The sequence below is a fragment of the Nitrosomonas sp. H1_AOB3 genome (assembly GCF_015709435.1).
Classification (GTDB): Bacteria; Pseudomonadota; Gammaproteobacteria; order Burkholderiales; family Nitrosomonadaceae; genus Nitrosomonas; species Nitrosomonas europaea.
Genome location: NZ_CP054389.1, coordinates 1949775 through 1967194, shown reverse-complemented (window position 1 = coordinate 1967194; position 17420 = coordinate 1949775). Strand labels below are relative to the sequence as shown.

12 protein-coding genes are annotated in these 17420 nt (G+C 49.3%); 9 read left to right on the top strand and 3 right to left on the bottom strand.

Annotation, left to right across the window (positions count from 1 at the left end; genetic code table 11):
• Positions 1-54 precede the first annotated feature (54 nt).
• The 3 genes from flgK (at position 55) to HRU73_RS09100 (ending at position 3105) form a co-directional block, all read left to right on the top strand.
• Entirely contained in the window at positions 55-1455 is a 1401-nt protein-coding gene (gene flgK / locus HRU73_RS09110) for a flagellar hook-associated protein FlgK (protein ID WP_011110946.1), read from the top strand.
• A 28-nt stretch (positions 1456-1483) separates the two neighbouring features.
• Positions 1484-2383: a flagellar hook-associated protein FlgL gene (flgL, locus tag HRU73_RS09105; RefSeq protein WP_281870704.1), complete on the top strand. Its 900-nt coding sequence runs from the start codon at positions 1484-1486 to the stop codon at positions 2381-2383.
• A gap of 77 nt (positions 2384-2460) precedes the next feature.
• Complete coding sequence (locus tag HRU73_RS09100; RefSeq protein WP_281870703.1) at positions 2461-3105, top strand: hypothetical protein; 645 nt, start codon at positions 2461-2463, stop codon at positions 3103-3105.
• Here the strand turns inward: HRU73_RS09100 and HRU73_RS09095 are convergent.
• Entirely contained in the window at positions 2995-3234 is a 240-nt protein-coding gene (locus HRU73_RS09095) for an ARMT1-like domain-containing protein (protein ID WP_281870702.1), read from the bottom strand. The genes HRU73_RS09100 and HRU73_RS09095 overlap by 111 nt on opposite strands.
• A 357-nt stretch (positions 3235-3591) precedes the next feature.
• Here HRU73_RS09095 and HRU73_RS09090 point away from each other — a divergent pair, with 357 nt between their 5' ends.
• Complete coding sequence (locus tag HRU73_RS09090; RefSeq protein ID WP_281871698.1) at positions 3592-4251, top strand: hypothetical protein; 660 nt, start codon at positions 3592-3594, stop codon at positions 4249-4251.
• 14 nt (positions 4252-4265) lie between these two features.
• Positions 4266-9929 (top strand): cupredoxin domain-containing protein, encoded by a 5664-nt coding sequence (locus tag HRU73_RS09085; protein WP_281871697.1) that lies wholly within the window; start codon positions 4266-4268, stop codon positions 9927-9929.
• 67 nt (positions 9930-9996) lie between these two features.
• Here HRU73_RS09085 and HRU73_RS09080 read toward each other — a convergent pair whose 3' ends face one another.
• Together HRU73_RS09080 and HRU73_RS09075 are read right to left on the bottom strand one after the other, a co-directional pair.
• Positions 9997-11127 carry a damage-control phosphatase ARMT1 family protein gene (locus HRU73_RS09080; protein ID WP_287398476.1) on the bottom strand — a complete coding sequence of 377 codons (1131 nt, stop codon included), beginning with the start codon at positions 11125-11127 and terminating at the stop codon, positions 9997-9999.
• 139 nt (positions 11128-11266) lie between these two features.
• A complete protein-coding gene (locus HRU73_RS09075) occupies positions 11267-12010 on the bottom strand; it encodes a bacterial transcriptional activator domain-containing protein (protein ID WP_276677332.1) in 744 nt (247 codons plus the stop codon).
• A 759-nt stretch (positions 12011-12769) separates the two neighbouring features.
• Between HRU73_RS09075 and HRU73_RS09070 the strand changes: the two genes are divergently transcribed.
• From HRU73_RS09070 to HRU73_RS09055, 4 genes are all read left to right on the top strand, one after another.
• Positions 12770-13567 (top strand): S24 family peptidase, encoded by a 798-nt coding sequence (locus HRU73_RS09070; RefSeq protein ID WP_287398475.1) that lies wholly within the window; start codon positions 12770-12772, stop codon positions 13565-13567.
• A gap of 255 nt (positions 13568-13822) precedes the next feature.
• Entirely contained in the window at positions 13823-14350 is a 528-nt protein-coding gene (locus HRU73_RS09065) for a hypothetical protein (RefSeq protein ID WP_287398473.1), read from the top strand.
• A gap of 20 nt (positions 14351-14370) precedes the next feature.
• Entirely contained in the window at positions 14371-14901 is a 531-nt protein-coding gene (locus tag HRU73_RS09060; protein ID WP_287398472.1) for a GNAT family N-acetyltransferase, read from the top strand.
• Positions 14902-15103: 202 nt separating this feature from the next.
• Positions 15104-17296 carry a TonB-dependent receptor gene (locus tag HRU73_RS09055; RefSeq protein WP_287398471.1) on the top strand — a complete coding sequence of 731 codons (2193 nt, stop codon included), beginning with the start codon at positions 15104-15106 and terminating at the stop codon, positions 17294-17296.
• The last annotated feature ends 124 nt before the right edge of the window (positions 17297-17420 follow it).

Below are 17420 nucleotides of genomic sequence, written 5' to 3'. Positions count from 1 at the left end.
GTCGGAATTCTGCCGTAAACAGATAGAAATGATTCACGAAAATCGAGGATAAAAATGGCAAACGGTATTATGAATGTAGGTGTTTCCGGATTGCGGGCGGCTCAAGTTGCGTTGCTGACGACCAGCCACAATATCAGCAATGCAACAACACCAGGCTATAACCGCCAACAGGCTATCCAGAGCGCCAGTACTCCGTTGGCTAACAGTGATGGATTCATTGGCCGGGGAGTGCAGATTACTACGGTGCAGCGTATTTACAACCAGCATCTGGTCAGTCAGTCGTTGCAGGCGCAGAGCCAGAGCAGCCAGCTTGACAGCCATTACAACGAGATCAAACAGATCGACAACCTGCTGGCCGATACGACTTCCGGGCTGACGCCGGCGCTGCATAATTTTTTCAATGCGGTGCAGGACGTAGCTTCCAATCCTGCTTCCATTTCTTCCCGTCAGGCGATGTTGAGCAATGCTGAAGCACTGACAGCCCGGTTTCAGCAGATGGATCAGCGTTTATCGGAAATGCGTGAAGGGGTGAACAGCCAGATTACCGGCAGCGTGACTGAAATCAATTCACTCGCACAACAGATTGCCGGGTTGAATATGAATATCCAGGCAGTGGAAAGCTCCGCCAACGGGCAACCGGCCAATGATCTGCTTGATCAGCGCGATGCACTGGTGCGCGATCTTAGCCGGATCATCAATGTCGACGTCGTGCGTCAGAATAATGGCCATTACAATGTATTCATCGGCAATGGTCAGTCACTGGTGGTGGGTTCAAGCGCCATGACACTCAAGGCGGTGCCTTCATCGAGTGATCCACAGCGTCTGGTGGTGGCGATGGATCAGCAGGGTGGAGAAATCGTACTGCCAGAACACCAGTTGCAGGGAGGCAGCCTGGGCGGGTTGCTGGCGTTCCGCAGTGAGACACTGGATTCCGTGCAAAACAGTTTTGACCAGCTTGCATGGGGAATTGCCGATACGTTCAATACCCAGCATCAAGTAGGATTTGATCTGCAAAGTGTGGCGGGTTCAAATTTTTTTGAGGGAACGGATCCATCTGACCCGTCCCAAGCTGCCCGAAACATCAGGGTGGCAATCAGTGATCCTGCTAAGATTGCCGCGGCAGATAATAATGATGGTGGTGTGACGAATAACATCAACGCATTGAAGCTGGCTGGGCTGCAGACGGAAAATACCCTGCAGGGTGGAACGGCATCCTATCAGTCTGCTTATGCCAGGCTGGTCAGTCAGGTAGGTAACAAAACGCGTGAGCTGGAAGTGACCAGCAAGGCGCAGGAAAGTATGCTCAATCAGACAGATCAGGCATTACAGTCATTGTCCGGTGTCAATCTGGAGGAGGAGGCTGCCAATCTGTTGCGTTACCAGCAAATGTTCCAGGCATCCAGCAAAGTGATCGAAATTGGTAATTCACTGTTCGATTCACTGCTCAGAATCTGATCTTTTTTGACAGAAAAAGGAATTTATCATGCGCGTAAGCACCAGCACATTGTACGACCAGGGCACCCGATCCATGCTGCAGCAGCAGGATTCGCTATTCAGACTGCAGCAGCACCTTTCTACCGGAAAACGCATCATGACGCCTTCGGATGATCCGATCGGCGCGGCGCGTGCCCATGAACTGGCGCAGTCGCTTTCATTGAACACGCAATATGCTGACAATCGCTACCGGGCGGCCGACAGTCTCCAGCAGGTTGACAGCACGCTCGGCAGCGTTTCCAATCTGATCCAGAGTGTACGCACCATGGCGGTGGCTGCCGGTAACCCGGCATTTTCCGACAGTGAACGGAAGATGATGGCTGTTGAGCTGCGTGGTCATTTCGATGAATTATTGGGACTGGCAAATACCAGGGATGAGCAGGGGAATTATCTGTTCTCCGGTTTTAAGGGAAACACCAGACCGTTCGAACAAACGGCTAATGGCGTGGAATACAAGGGGGATCAGGAGCAGCGGCTGATACAGGTTTCCAGTTCACGGCAGCTGCCGGTCAGTGAAACGGGTGATGCCATTTTTGAGCCAGGGGGCTTGAGTCTGTTTCAGACTATTGAGGATTTTATTGATGAACTGGAAACCCCCGGTGGTGCTGCTCTGAGTGGTGCAGTGAGTACCGCTTTGCAGGATCTCGATATTGCGCTGGATAATGTGCTGGCTAAACGGGCAGCGGTCGGATCACGGCTGCAGGAAGTCGATGCGCTGCAGCAGATCGGTGAGGATACGGCGATTCAGTACCAGCAATCGCTCTCACGCCTGCAGGATCTGGATTTTGCACAGGCCATATCCGATATGACACGCCAGCAGGCACTGCTCGAAGCGGCACAGAAAACCTTTACCCGCGTATCAGGATTGTCGCTGTTCAATCTTATTTGATTTCTGTCAATCGCCCGGTTTCAGTAAATTCCCGGCATATCCGGTAAACTGGCGACAGTTTACTTTTTGAGCATGATATGGACCGGGAAGATTTTTTTCTGAAGATCGCGGAACTCCATCTCAAGCGTGTGGAAATTCTGCAAATGGTTGAGTGGAGAATTACGTTCAGCCTCTGGACATTCGTTGCGGGTATCGCAATGGTGAGCCTGGCCAATGCAGACAAAATGAAGCAGGCGGCTGTCGCCATGGGAGGCATCCTTGGCCCTGTTGTCATACTGTCCCTGATGGGGGGCATTTATGTATGGCTTTGGTATTTATACCTCTATAAATTCTGCAAGAAGAATTACAACAGTCTCGTCACGGAGCGTAACCGCTACCAGCGTATGCAGAATGAAGCAATAAAGCTCGTTCTGAAAGGTAAATCTGCAGATTTTCTGATCGAAGCCGGGGTTGAAGATAAACGGGTGCCTGAATCAGATTTCAGTGGGCCTTCTTTCAAACAACTGTCTGGTGATGATTTCAGGAAGTCAGGTGTATGGGAGTTCAAGCGAGGTATTACAGCAGCGCTGATGTTTTTTTCATGGCTGCTTGTCCTGATGATAATAGTTCCTTCAGCCGGTAAAAACCTGAATGACTCCATAGCGGCCACTGGTAAGCCAATCGGGGTGGAGGTGGAGAGTTCCGGCAGCAATCTCAGGCGGGAGGCCGACCAGCACTTCTGATTTCAGTGTTCGCAGGCATATGGCCGACCGGCTGAATCGTTCGAAGAAGTAGCGCTTTTCCGTGGTATGCGGCCAGCGGCGGTTACAAACAAAATAACGGTAACTCAGATTACCGTTGAAGCCTGCCATTCTATATTCTCAAAAATCTCACGAGTAAACGCCTCATCTCGCACAACTGAACTGTGCCTGTTTTCCCAACAGCCTTCCTTGCAGTCTATCGACGTTTCCATATCACATTACCGTAATATACCTTTTGATACGTATGCGCGCAGTACTGACTGCCTCGCTGACCTTTTTCAGAGGTTCCCCAAGTTTTCCTGTAAGTGTTGAATATGGGAAATACACGATTTCTTCACTTTCCTTTTTATATTTGCAGGCTTGTTATTTTCATCACATTTTATTTATAGATATTTACTAAAAAATAGTACATATGAATAAAATGTAGTAGCAGATATCTTTTTTCAGTTGTCGCAAAAGGGAGGGCGTATGGGCATTCCTTCAGATTTTTCTAATAAAGGTGTGGCTGGATTTAATGTCTCGTCAGCCACGCTTGTCAAAATAGAGCAGCAGTATAAAGGGGTGAAGGGGAAAACATTTACATCTCCCGGAGGCGGAAAGTTTGTCCGCATTGATGATCCCCGGGCCATAGATTCAAATGGCCTTAGAACGGTCGGTGCAGACAGCGCTTCAACAAGTCTTCTGGGGACAGAAAATACCTGGTTGCCCCGGCTGCATGCAGATGGCACTTTAACCTATGCTGGCAAATGTGCATGGCTGGAATGTACAAATGTAACGATCCCCAAGAATAAGCGGTTATGGTTCCGTTATGCATTTTTACGTTTTTCTTCATTGCCCGCCGATTCATTTGCCGTGCTTTTATGTTTCCCAAACGATGATACAAGTGTCCCTCCACTGCCTCCTTACTGGATTTGCAGCGTTAAGGAGCTACAGGAGAACAGGGGTAATATCAATCAAACCGACTGGACTGAATGCTTTGTTGAAATTGATAAAAATGCCGATTTTCATGGGACGCTACGATGGGTTGTGGCAACAGGACATAACCTAGCCGATCAGAATTCGATACCTGGCAATACTCGTTTTACCAGACCTGGCTGTCTGTTGATTGACGCCATTGATATTCGCTAACCGAGTGGAGGGCAATGATGAAAAATTTTAATTTCAGCACTGCACTGATATGCCTGGCGGGTATTTTTATATCTGCTTGTAAAGTGACAGATCACAACAGTGCGTTCGGTCCATCAGGAAAGCGGATCGTTCATGCTGATGTTGTGGCAATCGACCAGCCGATTTATTACAACCGGTTTGGATCGGTGAATCCATACGGTATGGTTTATGCCCTGAAGCGCGATATAACGGTCGTTAAACAAGGTGAAGAGTGGCTGCCAGGGTTGTCATGTCCCTCAGAAGTACGTCTGCTTGAAGGTAAAAGACCTCGGCCTTTGGTGTTGCGCGGTAACGCCGGTGATGTACTGGAGATTACTTTTACCAACAAACTGATGAAAGTGCAGCCGGATATCAGCCGATGTACCTTGATCGATAAACACTCGCCTTATGCGCATCTTGTCGATGCAAAAGGAAGAATTGACCCGATTGATCCTCCGGAACATGAAGCAGAGCTGCGAACAGATATCGGAGAGACACAGCATCTGCCCCCTGCTGACTGGCCAAAAACAAGATCGGCCAATCTCGTTATTCCCGGGCTGGTCAGTTTGTCGGGTACTGACCCAAGGTGTAACGGACTGCAATCGATCGATCCCGGTGAATCGGTTACCTGCCGATGGAAACTTGAAAATGAAGGGACACATTTGTTTTCCAGTCATGGAGCGCCGGCGGGAGGTGAAGGGGATGGCGGCAGTTTGACGCACGGGCTTTTTGGTGTGGTCATCGTCGAACCCGAAAACAGCAAATGGTACCGGAGCCAGGTAACTGCTTCTGTTCTTGATAAGGTATGGCCGCGCCTTAAAGAGGATGACATCGTGCGCAAAGGCAGTTTGCAATACGACGCGTCAGATTCAGAAGGCACACCGTATCTGAATATGCTCAAGCCTGCTGGCAGAGATCAATCCGGCAGTATGCGTTATGAATTGATTTATGGTGACCTGAATGCGGTTGTTCGGGAAGATAAACCGGAAAATCCTGACGCACCCGCATTCCGTGAATTTACCGTTGTCTTTCATGATGAACTCAAAACGTTTTATGCCAATAATTTTCAGGAACTGGCTGTAAGCCGTCAACTGAGTGGCGTAGGGGATGGTTTTGGTATCAATTATGGTGCCAGTGGAATGGGATCCATTTTATTGGCGAACCGGAAAGGGATCGGGCCCGCTGCCGGGTGTGCAGAATGTTTTTATGAGGAATTTTTCCTGCAATCATGGGCAAATGGAGATCCGGCGCTACTGGAGCATTTTGAAGATGATCCTTCCAACGTAGCGCATTCCTATCTCAATGATCGTGTCAAATTCAGGAACTTGCATGCAGGCCCGAAGGAAACCCATGTTTTTCATCTGCATGCGCATCAATGGTTGTCTTCGACTGATAAAAATTCCGGCACCTATCTCGATTCACAGACCATCGCACCGCATCAGGGGTTTTCCTATAGCATTTATGATGGTGGTTTGTCAGAGTGGGCCGGTAAGGGCGAGAACGTACATCAAACCTTGGGTAGCGGAAACCGTAACCGTACAGTCGGTGATTCCATCTTTCATTGCCATCTTTATCCACATTTTGCACAGGGTATGTGGGGACTGTGGCGCGTGCATGACGTAATCGAAGACGGCACCCGTACATTACCCGACGGACAGCCTGAAGCCCATTTCTACGGCCAGCCCCGGGTGGCTCTATCTATAGAAAAGACAAAAATTGGCGGAAAGCGGCCAGGAACCGATCCGGTAACGGGTGCTGCAGGTGCTGGTACGCCGGTGCCAGCCATCTTGCCACTGCCTGATCAGGGGCTGCCGCCACTTCCTACTTATGCACAGGATCCGCGTGTCGGTCAGTCGGAGCAGTACGCTATGCCGGGTTATCCCTTCTATATTCCAGGAGAGCCGGGGCATAGAGCACCGCAACCACCGCTGGATTTTGCCAGGGATGAGAATGGTTTGCTGATGCACGGTGGTTTGCCGCGGCACGTAATCAGAAATGGCGAACGCAAGCCTGTTTTTATGTCTGACGATTTATTGAATCAGTTACCAGCCGATGCTGATGAACGTGCAGCAATGGTATTGCGACAATCACTTGCACTGGGTGATTTTCGTCTGGAGCTGACCCGGGCGGATATTGTTTTGCTCGATCATGATGGTGAATCGATCGAGCGTCAGGCGATGGATTTTCATGCCGGGAAGGCTGCCAGAATCCGATTGGCGGATGGTTCGTATGTTAATCATGATCCAGATAAATCCGGGTACCCGTCTTTGACACCGGAAGGCCGGCGTGCACGTTTTTATGTGAATGGTGCACCATCTGCACCAGGTGCCCCGTATGCAGACCCTTGCCACGATCCTGCATTCAAGGGAAACCGGCAATACGAGGTATCTGCAATCGGTCTCGATCTGGTGGTAAACCGGGCAGGCTGGCATGATCCTCAGGCGCGCATCAATATGTTGACAAAGGATGCAGAACAGATCGAAGGACAGCGCCGGCATGATATGGAACCTTTCTTTTTCCGCGCGTCATCCGGTGAGTGCATCGAATTCAAGCATCAAAACAGAACAGAAAAAGAGCTTGAGCTGGATGACTTTCAAGTGGCTACCCCAACCGATACCATCGGCCAGCATATTCATCTGGTGAAGTTTGATGTTACTTCTTCAGATGGTTCAGGGAATGGGTTTAATTATGAAGATGGCACCTTCTCTCATGGTGCAGTCGAAGAAAGGATCCATGCAGCCAGCGGGCTGGCAGTAACCTCTGCCGGGGAACGTAAGCGACTGGCAATTGGTAAGGATTTGGACGGCAAGCAGATTGATCGCTATCAGACAACCGTTCAACGCTGGTTTGCTGATCCTTTGCTGGCAGTCAACAGCAAAAATGAAGGCCAGACCTCCCATGCCATGCATGGTGCTGCTACGCCAGACAGGACCTGTCCGGCTCATGCTGACAAGGAATGCATAGACCGTACTTTACGGACGGTGTTTACTCATGACCATTTTGCACCTTCTTCCATCCAGCAACACGGTTTTTATTCTGCTTTACTCGTAGAGCCGGCAGGTTCGACATGGTTGAAACCGAATGGAGAAGCTCTTGAAGAGGGTGTAGGTTCAAAAGCGACCATAATTGAAGCAGCCGACTGGTTGACGCATGAGAATCACCGGGAATATGCACTTGCCGTGGCCGATTTTGCTTTGCTATATGAGCCTGCCTTATATCAGCCCTGGCGGGATCATTCCACAGATGGTATGGCCCGGTTACTCCGTGAAACCCAATCCAATGTGCGTAATTCCGCAACAGGAGCCTTATTCCGGGATCTGAAGCGACATGCTGAACACTGGTGGAAGCAACATGGTAAACCGGTTGATCCGCCCTTTAAACCGGAAGCAATCTCCAAGGATCACCATAATCCTTATCTGGTGAACTATAAGCATGAACCGATTCCATTGCGTATCGGAAAAATGGAGAAAAAACTGCAAACTCCAGAGGAAACCCACTGTGGTGAGCATGCACAGGAACGTGATTCCAAAGGGTATTTCAAAAAACGGATGAGTGTTTCTCAACAGCAGGAAGGAAATCACGGTGATATGGCCTATGTTTTTGCTTCGCGTGAACATGGTGACCCTTGTACACCGATTCTGGAAGCTTATGAAGGTGAGAACATACAAATCCGCATGGTTCAGGGAGCCCAGGAGGTACAGCATACCTTTGCAATTGAGGGGTTGTACTGGCCACGCATAATTGATTATTCAACCAGTCATCAGTTCTCAGAAGAAGTACAAAAAAAACAGGATAACCCGTCAGCACTGGTTTCTGCCCAGGAAATCGGTATCTCAGAGCATTTTGAGATGCGGATGCCACCTTTCCAGAATGTTTCGAATGGCGCAAGCGTGAATGATTACCTCTACCATCTTGGTACGGCAGATGCGTTATGGAATGGAGCCTGGGGTCTGTTGAGAATACATAACGGGGTATCTGCACCGGATCCAGCAGGATGCCAACCCGATGAGAATCTTGCTGCGGCAGTTGATAAATGGTTTGCGCGCAGGAATCTGTTTGGAAGGGATGTAGAAGGCGTACCGGTATCATGCAAGAAGCTGGTGGGAAGCAGATTGAAGCCCCTTCCGGGACATGGAGATGGACGAATTGTCATAGCCAATGAAAAGGAAATTTTTGGTGAAGATTCGGCGCCTGATCCTGAAACGGGTAGAGAATTACCGCTTGGGTGTCCTGGTGGTTCAAGATTGAAGAACTTCAAAGTGGTTGCCACGAGAGTCGATCTGCTTGTTTCTTCTAAAGAGAACAAAATGTTTTACGACAAGGAGAATAAGCTTTTTGATCCAGATGCCTTGATTCTGCTGACTATGCCGCCGGGGGAGGCAAATATAAGACTGCTGGATGTTAAAAATATATATCAGCAAAAGGCGGATGCCGGAGTATTGGAACCCTTGGTTTTACGTGCCAACGCCAACGATTGTATAGCACTGGAATTATATAATCTGCTGTTGGCTGAAGGTGAAACGGAGCTGCCTGACACTGCTGGTGATGCCTTGATGCCGAGAATTATTCCGCTGAATGTTGATCAGCCGACCGGTTCAGCTGCTGGAGATGTCAAACCATCGACAAAATTATCGTTATCGATACCGTTACTGGCAACCAAGGAACCTGCTTATAACCGTAATTTGGGTATCGGTATGAACCGCAGTGCAGAGCCTCTGAACAACGGACAGAAGCGTACCTATATGTTTTACGCGGGAAAACTGGAGCTGGAGTCAGAGGCTAAAACCAAAGATGGCCCGGCTTGTGCGGGAGGAGAGTGCAAATTCAAACTTAACAAGTTGCCTTACACTTTTGGCACTATCCCGATCAAGGCTTTTGGCGATGTAATCAACCATGGGGCACATGGCCTGATTGGCACGCTGGTAATAGAGCCTGAAGGTGCTGTTTATCTTGATCCGGTAACTGAAAAAGAGATTCCAGAGGAAGATCAATGGAAGCTGGGTGCGGAAGCACTGATTAAGTATGAAGATGAACAGCGCAAGAAAAAGATGTTTCGTGAATTTGTCCTGGCTTACCAGGATGGCCTTAATTGGCACTGGCCATCACCATGGAGCAGGAAAACCGAGCCAGTTGGGGATTGCCCGATTTGTGATGATTCATATGATCATGGCGAGAAGGGGATCAACTATCGTGCAGCACCTTTCTGGGCAAGGTTACGGCAAGGAATGGACAGTAACGGTCGCCGTGTCTTCAACGATATTGGTGCAGGGGCGGATTTAAACCAGGTTCAATTCCCAAAAAACTTTTTACTAAGTTCCTGGGCGGATATTCCAACCCCGGTTTTTCAGGCAAAAGCGGGGGAAGAAGTACGTTTCCGTGTATCGCAGCCATATGGTCGTGCCCGTCAACGTGCGTTCGTAAGTTTTGGTGCTGATTATGCAGATATGATGCCCGGATTTGGTTCACCACATTCTGCTTTGATATCTGCTGGCAAGGCGATGACGGCTACTTTATCCGGATCTGCAAAAGAAGGATGTTATATCTACCGCGATGGCCCGATGCATATGTTTGCAAGTGGCGTATGGGGGCATTTCAGGGTGAGTCCGGCTGATGGTACCACTTTGAAATGCGAGATCCCTGCAAGTTATGAGGGGTTGTGAGTACAGCGGAAACTGGGGTAATCACCAGTCTTATTGGCTGGTGATTCAGAATACCGGGTCATGGTTGTTAGTGGGCGAAGACCTGAATGATTCCGTAGCGGCCACTGGTAAGCCAGTCGGGTTGCAGATGCAGGGTTCTGGTGGCGATGTCAGCCGGGAGGCCGACCAGCACTTCTGATTTCAGTGTTCGCAGGCATATGGCCGGCTGGCTGAATCGTTCGAAGAAGTAGCGCTTTTCCATGGTATGTGGCCAGCGGCGGTCGCCGACGAAATAGCGGTAATTCAGGTCACCCTTGAAGATGACCAGCTCTGTATTTTCAAAAGTCTCACGAGTAAGCGCTTCCTCTTCACAGAAGCAGACAGGCAGGCCCAGAGCAGAGCTGCTGCGGAAGATCAACCGATTCTGGTGTAACAGCTGCGTGATATCTTCTCCCAGTTTTTTTGCTGCCGGAATGGATGAAGTCACCAGTTTTCTGATCAGGTATTTCATGTCAGTCATGGTTACATCCGAAACAAACATCGGCCAGGGCCTGACATGGGCAACGATGCGTGAACAATGCCTGCTGATGCGGAGAATCAGCAGCAGATCTGTCAATACGTCCATTCCGGCGTTGTCAAACACGAAATCAATCCGGTTCAAGCCGGAATCAAACAATCCGCCTGCTACATAACTTTCGTCTACGAGCAGTGAAATCTGGCTGGCATCAGTGACAACCTGCTGACTGAGATCGGCGGTATTCCCGGTCATCGACCAGCGAAGCAGTCCGGTAATATCGCAATCGGAATCACAGTAACCGGTCATGGTGGTGAGGGATTCGATGGCCTGTAGGCTGACAGTGTTTTTGATCGGGTGAAAAGGATCCACCAGTGTAGTGGCTGTATGGCCGAAGGCCAACAGGATCCGGGCGTAAAAATAAAGTTCGACTGTCAGAAATGGCATGTCTGTCCAGCGTCGCCCGGTATACGGTTTGATCACCTGATCAAACAGGCCAAGAATTACCGGAGGGAGCGGTGTGATTTCTCCTTCCCGTATTTCTACTGCCAGTTGTTGCAGAGCCTGATCTGTACGGGCGTCAGCGTGGTTTGCCAGATTATCCAGAATGGCTGGCAGTCGTTCTTCCAGTGTGAATGCTGCGAAGGAATCGGGTTCTCCGGTTGTCAGGTGCGCGGGAATCCAGACAGGCTCGTGGTATTGCATGATTACAGTCGAGTTTATTGGTGGGGTTCAGAATTGCACAAATATGGCTGCGAGATGAAAGAAGTTGGTCATTCCAGGAGATTGATATTTTTTATGGCCGGAACTGGTTCCCGTAATTTTCGGGTAAAGGAACACTCTGTTATGTCCCTGTCTGCAATTGTTTGGCAAGCCGATGGATTTCACTGGAAAGCGGGATATTGAATCCCCCGGACAGGATCCGTTGACACTGACGATAAATATGCAGCGCCTGGTCTGTCCAGCCAAGTTTGATGTAATGCTGCATCAGGCGCCGGTAATTGGCTTCCGACAATGGCCTCAGTTCCAGTATTTTGCTCAGTAACTGGCTGGTACGTTCATTTTCACCATGCTGTTCATAACAATCTGCTGAAAGATTGAGCAGGCGGATCAGCCTGTCGAGTAACTGCTCCTGTTTTAGCAGGATCCAGCCGGAGTCGTAATTTTTCAGAAAGGTACCGCGATAAAGCGTCATCAGCTGATCAACCAGTTCTGTCGCCAGAGGCTGCTGATCGCTGCATTTCAGTACATTCTCAAGTTTGCAGGAAATTGTTTCGAATATCCATAAATCCAGCCAGCAACAGCCATCATTCAATGAAACCATACCAGTATTCAATAGTACAGCTTCCTTGCCAATGAGCTTGCGCAGCCGGTGTAGTGAAGTTCCCAGGGAAAGGTCAGCCAGATCACCTTCCGCATCGGGCCATAAAATCTCTTTGAGCAGGTTACCATTAACATTGCGGCCACCCAGTGCGATGATCGTCGCCAGTAATTCCAGTATTTTTTTCTGGTTTCGGCCAGGCTGTATGACCGATTTCCCTGCTACTTCTACCGCCAGTGGACCGAAACTGTGGATTTGTACGACCATGGCCACTTTTTAGTGGCCAGAGGTGTAATTACCGGGAAACATGGAAGACCTCCCACCTTCACACTTGTTTTTGAAAAGTAAAAGCTGAACTTGAGTATTTGTGGAAGCTGCAGCTTTATGGTTATTATTGTATGAATCCGATCCGGCAACAGAGGGCGTATGCGCCGATAGCGCAATTTATAGTCTGGTTACGGACATTGATAATGTGGTGTATCAGAGCAATTTTTGGATGAGGTGAATAAATAAGGTCAATTTTTAAATTGAACCAGTCAGCTTAGTAAGCTGGACTGTGTTCTCTCTTGCGCTATTACACGAGCAGAGTGTCCATTGTTGCTGTAAGTCCGGGAAACCGGAAATATTGCAACCGGGCATTGCGCTATGAATAGATGTATGTAGATATTTTTGTCTCTTGAAAGGATATCGGTCACTTGCCAAATCAGTAACCGATTGTGCTATCGACTTGGACAGAATTAATTACGTGCACATAAAAACCATGGCGGCAGAACTTGACTGTTACCGCGCACCAGAGTTGTGACGACAGTAAATCGTCTCTTTGAGACTAAATTTAATTCTTTTACCTATTTGATAACTTCACACTCTCTGTACGTCGCAATGTTCGGATATTTATCCTTACTTGTCAAGGGATTCCAGGAGAAATTTCATCATTCTTTAAGTTTCATATGTATAGGCATGATTGTAAACAATAAAAATTATATATGTTCTGAGGATTCCTGAGTTGATCATTCTCGTTCGTCTTTCATGAATCCGAACATTAAGGTGTGGTTTTCGGCTGATGAGCTGGCAAAGTTGTCACCGCATCTCGTCACACGAATTCCGGTTTCACCACGTCAGTGCAGGGAACGGGCAAAACGTGAAAAATGGTTATCCAGAGAAGTTGCTGGTAAAGGTGGGCCGCGTGGCAAGAAAACAGAATTTCTTCCACCCGAGAATATCCTGTCTGAAATTCACCAGTTTCTGAGCAGGAATCCGGATTTCTTCGCTGAGGCAGGAAGTTCACCTGAGAACGCAACTCAACCCGGAATGTATCAGGCAAGGCAGCCGATGAGCAGAAACGGGAAATATGGGCAATCCATAGTTGGAAACCATACTGATCTGGAAAATTCAGAAGTTGTTTATGTAGCTCACACAGAGTTATGTGATACGCCAGGTGAGGTTACCGAGATGATTCCTGATGATCAAATGATCATCAGTATCGCTGTCAATCCGGTTGATTGGAGGCGATATGCCGGATTAAATCCGGAGCGTATCAAAATCATCGATGTACAGGGAGACGGAATGAAGCCCACTTTGCAGCATGGTGATCAGGTGCTGGTAGACACTGCCTGCAATCGATTCGTGGATGATGCAATTTATGCAATTCGGCAGGGTGATATGTTACGGATAAAACGTATCAGGCTCAGACTGGATGGCTCGATAGAGATCAGGAGCGATAACAGTCATAATTTTGGTATAGAAACGTACAGTCAGAAAGAAGCTGCAGCATTCAACGTGTTCGGAAAAATTCTGCCGTTCAAGTTTGGAAAATTTGATCTGTAGCGATCCTTGAGTCGATCATTTCTCAAATGTAGCTTCCTGATCTTTCGCAGCATTATTCAAATAACGCAGATCCAGAGCACGAGCCGCCTTTGCTGTAATTCCGCATATTTCATCCCTGTCTGGTGGGTCCGGTTAATCTGACTGCAGAACAATACGGAACAGATATTCGGCCGGGAAATCGTATACTGGCAGGTAATATTTCAGTTCCGGCTGGTATGAATGAGGGCCTGGATCGAGTACCGAGGAGGATATGTCATGAATGGACGGTTTTGCATCTGGCGATCACCGGAATTTAGATACAAGCTGGTGTCAGTATTGTTTCCAGGGATGATTCTTTCCAGTTCATGCTTTGGTGAATCGGAAATTGGTCAGATCCCCCTTGGCAACAGACAGATATTACAATCTCAGTTCCAGGAGTTCCGGATCAGTGGCGGTTTGCAGTATTTTCCTCATTCTTATTTTCCTGTTCAGCCGATTCTGATCTATCCGGGCGTGCAGTGGGCATATCCCTGTTTTCCTTTTGTCAGTTGCATGGAGCTACAGCAATACCGCAGATATAAGCGGCGCGAGAAACGGCAACAGCCTAAACCGGTATTCGGGCAGGGAGCATCTCTGGTGGATGAATCCATGGAAGACTGGCGGGCAGGGTTGCGGCCGGCGGTGGAGCCCTTCCGTACCGATGAACACCAGATTGTTCCGGCATTGCGGGGTCACAGCCTGATACGGCCGGAATATCGGGAAGCAGGCAGTATTCTTCCCCGGTTTTCCAACGGCACCGAGTAATTTTCCATAGAAAAGTGCTGATGATGAGTTCCGAAATCCGGGTGCGGGTTTGCTCATCTGGTGATGAAGAAGCGCTTGCACTTATTGGCCAGGCAACGTTTCTTGAAACCTTCGCAGGTGTTCTCGCAGGATCCAACATCCTGGCGCATTGTGCCCGTGCTCATTCTGTCGAATGTTACCGGAGCTGGCTGGCCGACAGCCGTTATAAGCTCTGGCTTGCTGAAATCAGTCCAGGTAATGCGCCCATCGGCTACCTGGTCGTATCGCCGGCTGAATTGCCGTTGGCAGATATTTCCCTTCGGGATCTGGAGTTGAAACGCATTTATGTTTTCAGCAGGTTTCAGGGAAATGGTCTGGGCAGAAGGCTGCTGCAGGAAGCCATCGCCGAAGCCCGTATTCGCAAGGCAGAGCGCTTGCTGCTCGGGGTATATGTTCGTAATGATGCCGCAATCGGTTTTTATACCCGGATGGGTTTTTGCAAGCTGGGATACCGAAAATTCAATATGGGCGGACAGAAATGTGATGACTACGTCATGGGATTGACGTTGTGAAATCCACTGATTCGTTCGTCCCGATTCAAGTCGTTTGCCTGCCTGCCTTTGCAGATAACAGCCTTGCCAGATATGCCAGGAGGATATTGGTTCAGTAAGCTTCCAATCCGGCGGGTGATGTGAAAGTGCGACAATTTGTCACATTCTCACGATAGTAAGTGTATGTAAAAATCGGCGATCTTTTTTATCCGGGGAAACGAGTATGTGCAAAACATACGCAATATGGATAGGGGTCGTCTTGTTTGTCTGCAAAGATGTCATTGCACAACCGGATGCAACCGGCCAGGAATATTCGGGGGATATACCAAAGGTAACGATGAAGGAAATCACTGTCAGCAGTGAAGCCCTTGCCATTCCCAACGAACGATTGCTGCTGGACACGCCCACGACTACCGGCAGCCGTCTTGGACTGACGCCGCGTGAAACCCCCGCCTCCATCAATATCATCGATCGCGCTACCTTTGAGTTACGCGGCGCGCAAACGACTCAGCAAATCCTGGAGCGTTCTCCCGGGGTAACCGTCTCCGATCAGCCTGGTGCTGCCGGCACCGTTTGTATGCGCGGTTTCTGCGGTGCTCAGATCACTCAGCTATTCAACGGGATTACCGTGCAGTATGACGCAGTGGCCGCTCGTCCGATCGATAACTGGATTACCGAACGCGTGGAGGTCCTGGGCGGGCCATCGAGCTTTCTCTATGGCCAGGGAGCCGTGGGAGGATCAGTCAATTACATCAGCCGGACTGCCAATCGTGATCAGCAGGGTCATGAATCACTCGTTCTGCTTGGTTCCTGGCTGAATCGACGTGCGGCCTATGGTTACAACGGCCGTATCGGTGATACGAATAACTGGCTGCAAATACATGCGGGCTATAAGGGCTCAAACGGTTACATCGACAAGACCCGACATAATTCCGGTGTTTTTTCATTTTCTCTGTTGAGCGATCTGACCAGCCGGATTTCCAACACGGTGGCAGTCGAATATCAGATAGAGGCGCGTGAAGGGTACTGGGGAACGCCGATACTGAACCCTGTTACAGCAGGAAAATATGATCCGGAAACCCGTTTCAGAAACTATAACGCTGAAAATTCTGTTTTCGATCAGCAGGTCATTTGGGTGCGGGATATTGTGGATTTCCGCCTGAGTGAGGCAACGCAAGTTCGAAATACTTTTTATTGGTATGACGCCTACCGCAAGTACAGGAATGTGGAGGTATATCGCTGGAATGGCGATAACACGCTCATCAACCGTTCTGCCTCTTTTGCAGTGGACCATAAACAAAATCTGATCGGTAACCGCCTGGAACTTTCCCATCAGCAGAACTTATTCGGCCTCCCGGCCAGGTGGCTTGCGGGAACTGATATTGCGTTCAATGACCAGACTCGCTTCCCAAGTACGGAGAGTGGGTTGGCCGTCGATACGATAGATCCTTACAATTTTACCGTTGGCGATTATTTTGATAACCCTCGTGCCAGCGGCCCGATCAAGGATCGTCGCAACAAGTTGTTTACGGTTGCCGGTTACGCTGAAAACCGGTCGACGCTGTTCCCCGGCTTCAACCTTGTGAGCGGGATCCGGATCGATAGTATCCAACTGGATTCCAGATATTTTCGCCCGGCAACGGCCACTGAACCTGCTGCTTTTTCACGCAACTGGACACCGGTTACCTGGCGGGCAGGTTTTGTCTACGATGTCACGGACAGTTTCAATTTTTATACCCAATACAGTACGGCTGCTTCTCCTCCGGCAGGTGTTCTGACCACTACCAACCTTAACAGTATCCGCGATTTCGGCCTGAGTACGGGTAGACAAATCGAAGGCGGAATGAAATTCGATTTCTGGGGAAAGCGCGGAACCGCAACGATTGCCGGCTATTATCTGCAACGCAAGCATCTATCGACGAGAGATCCCGATAATCCGATCAATGCCATACCGATCGGTGCACAATCTTCACGCGGTGTGGAGGTCAATCTTGGTGTCCGTTTATCTCCGCAATGGAGCTTCCAGGGCAATATGGCTTTTGTCGATGCGCGTTACGACGATTTCAACGAACTGGTGAGTGGTGTCAGTGTTTCCCGTAAAGGGAACCGGCCGGAAAACGTTGCGAAATGGGTCGCCAATACCTGGCTGACCTGGGACTTTCATCCGGATTTCCAGTGGATGCTGGCGACACGATACGTGGGTGATCGTTATGCCAATGCTGCGAATACAGTACCGGTCAAGTCTCATGTTCGCCTGGATACACAACTTGCCTGGCAGGCGCATCGCAACGCGAGAATCATCGGCCGGATCATGAATTTGACCGATACCGATTACATCGAATGGGCAACCTCCGCGCCCATGTATCTGATTGGTGCACCCAGGAGCTATGAGGTGGCAGTGAAACTCGACTTCTGATCGGAAACCGGGAGGTGTGCCGGACAAATCGGGTCGACTTGAGCGCTTGATTCTTACCGTATTTTTATCTGTGCACTCGGACTGATCATCGTGCTGTTGTCAGTAACCGGCATCATCATCTGGA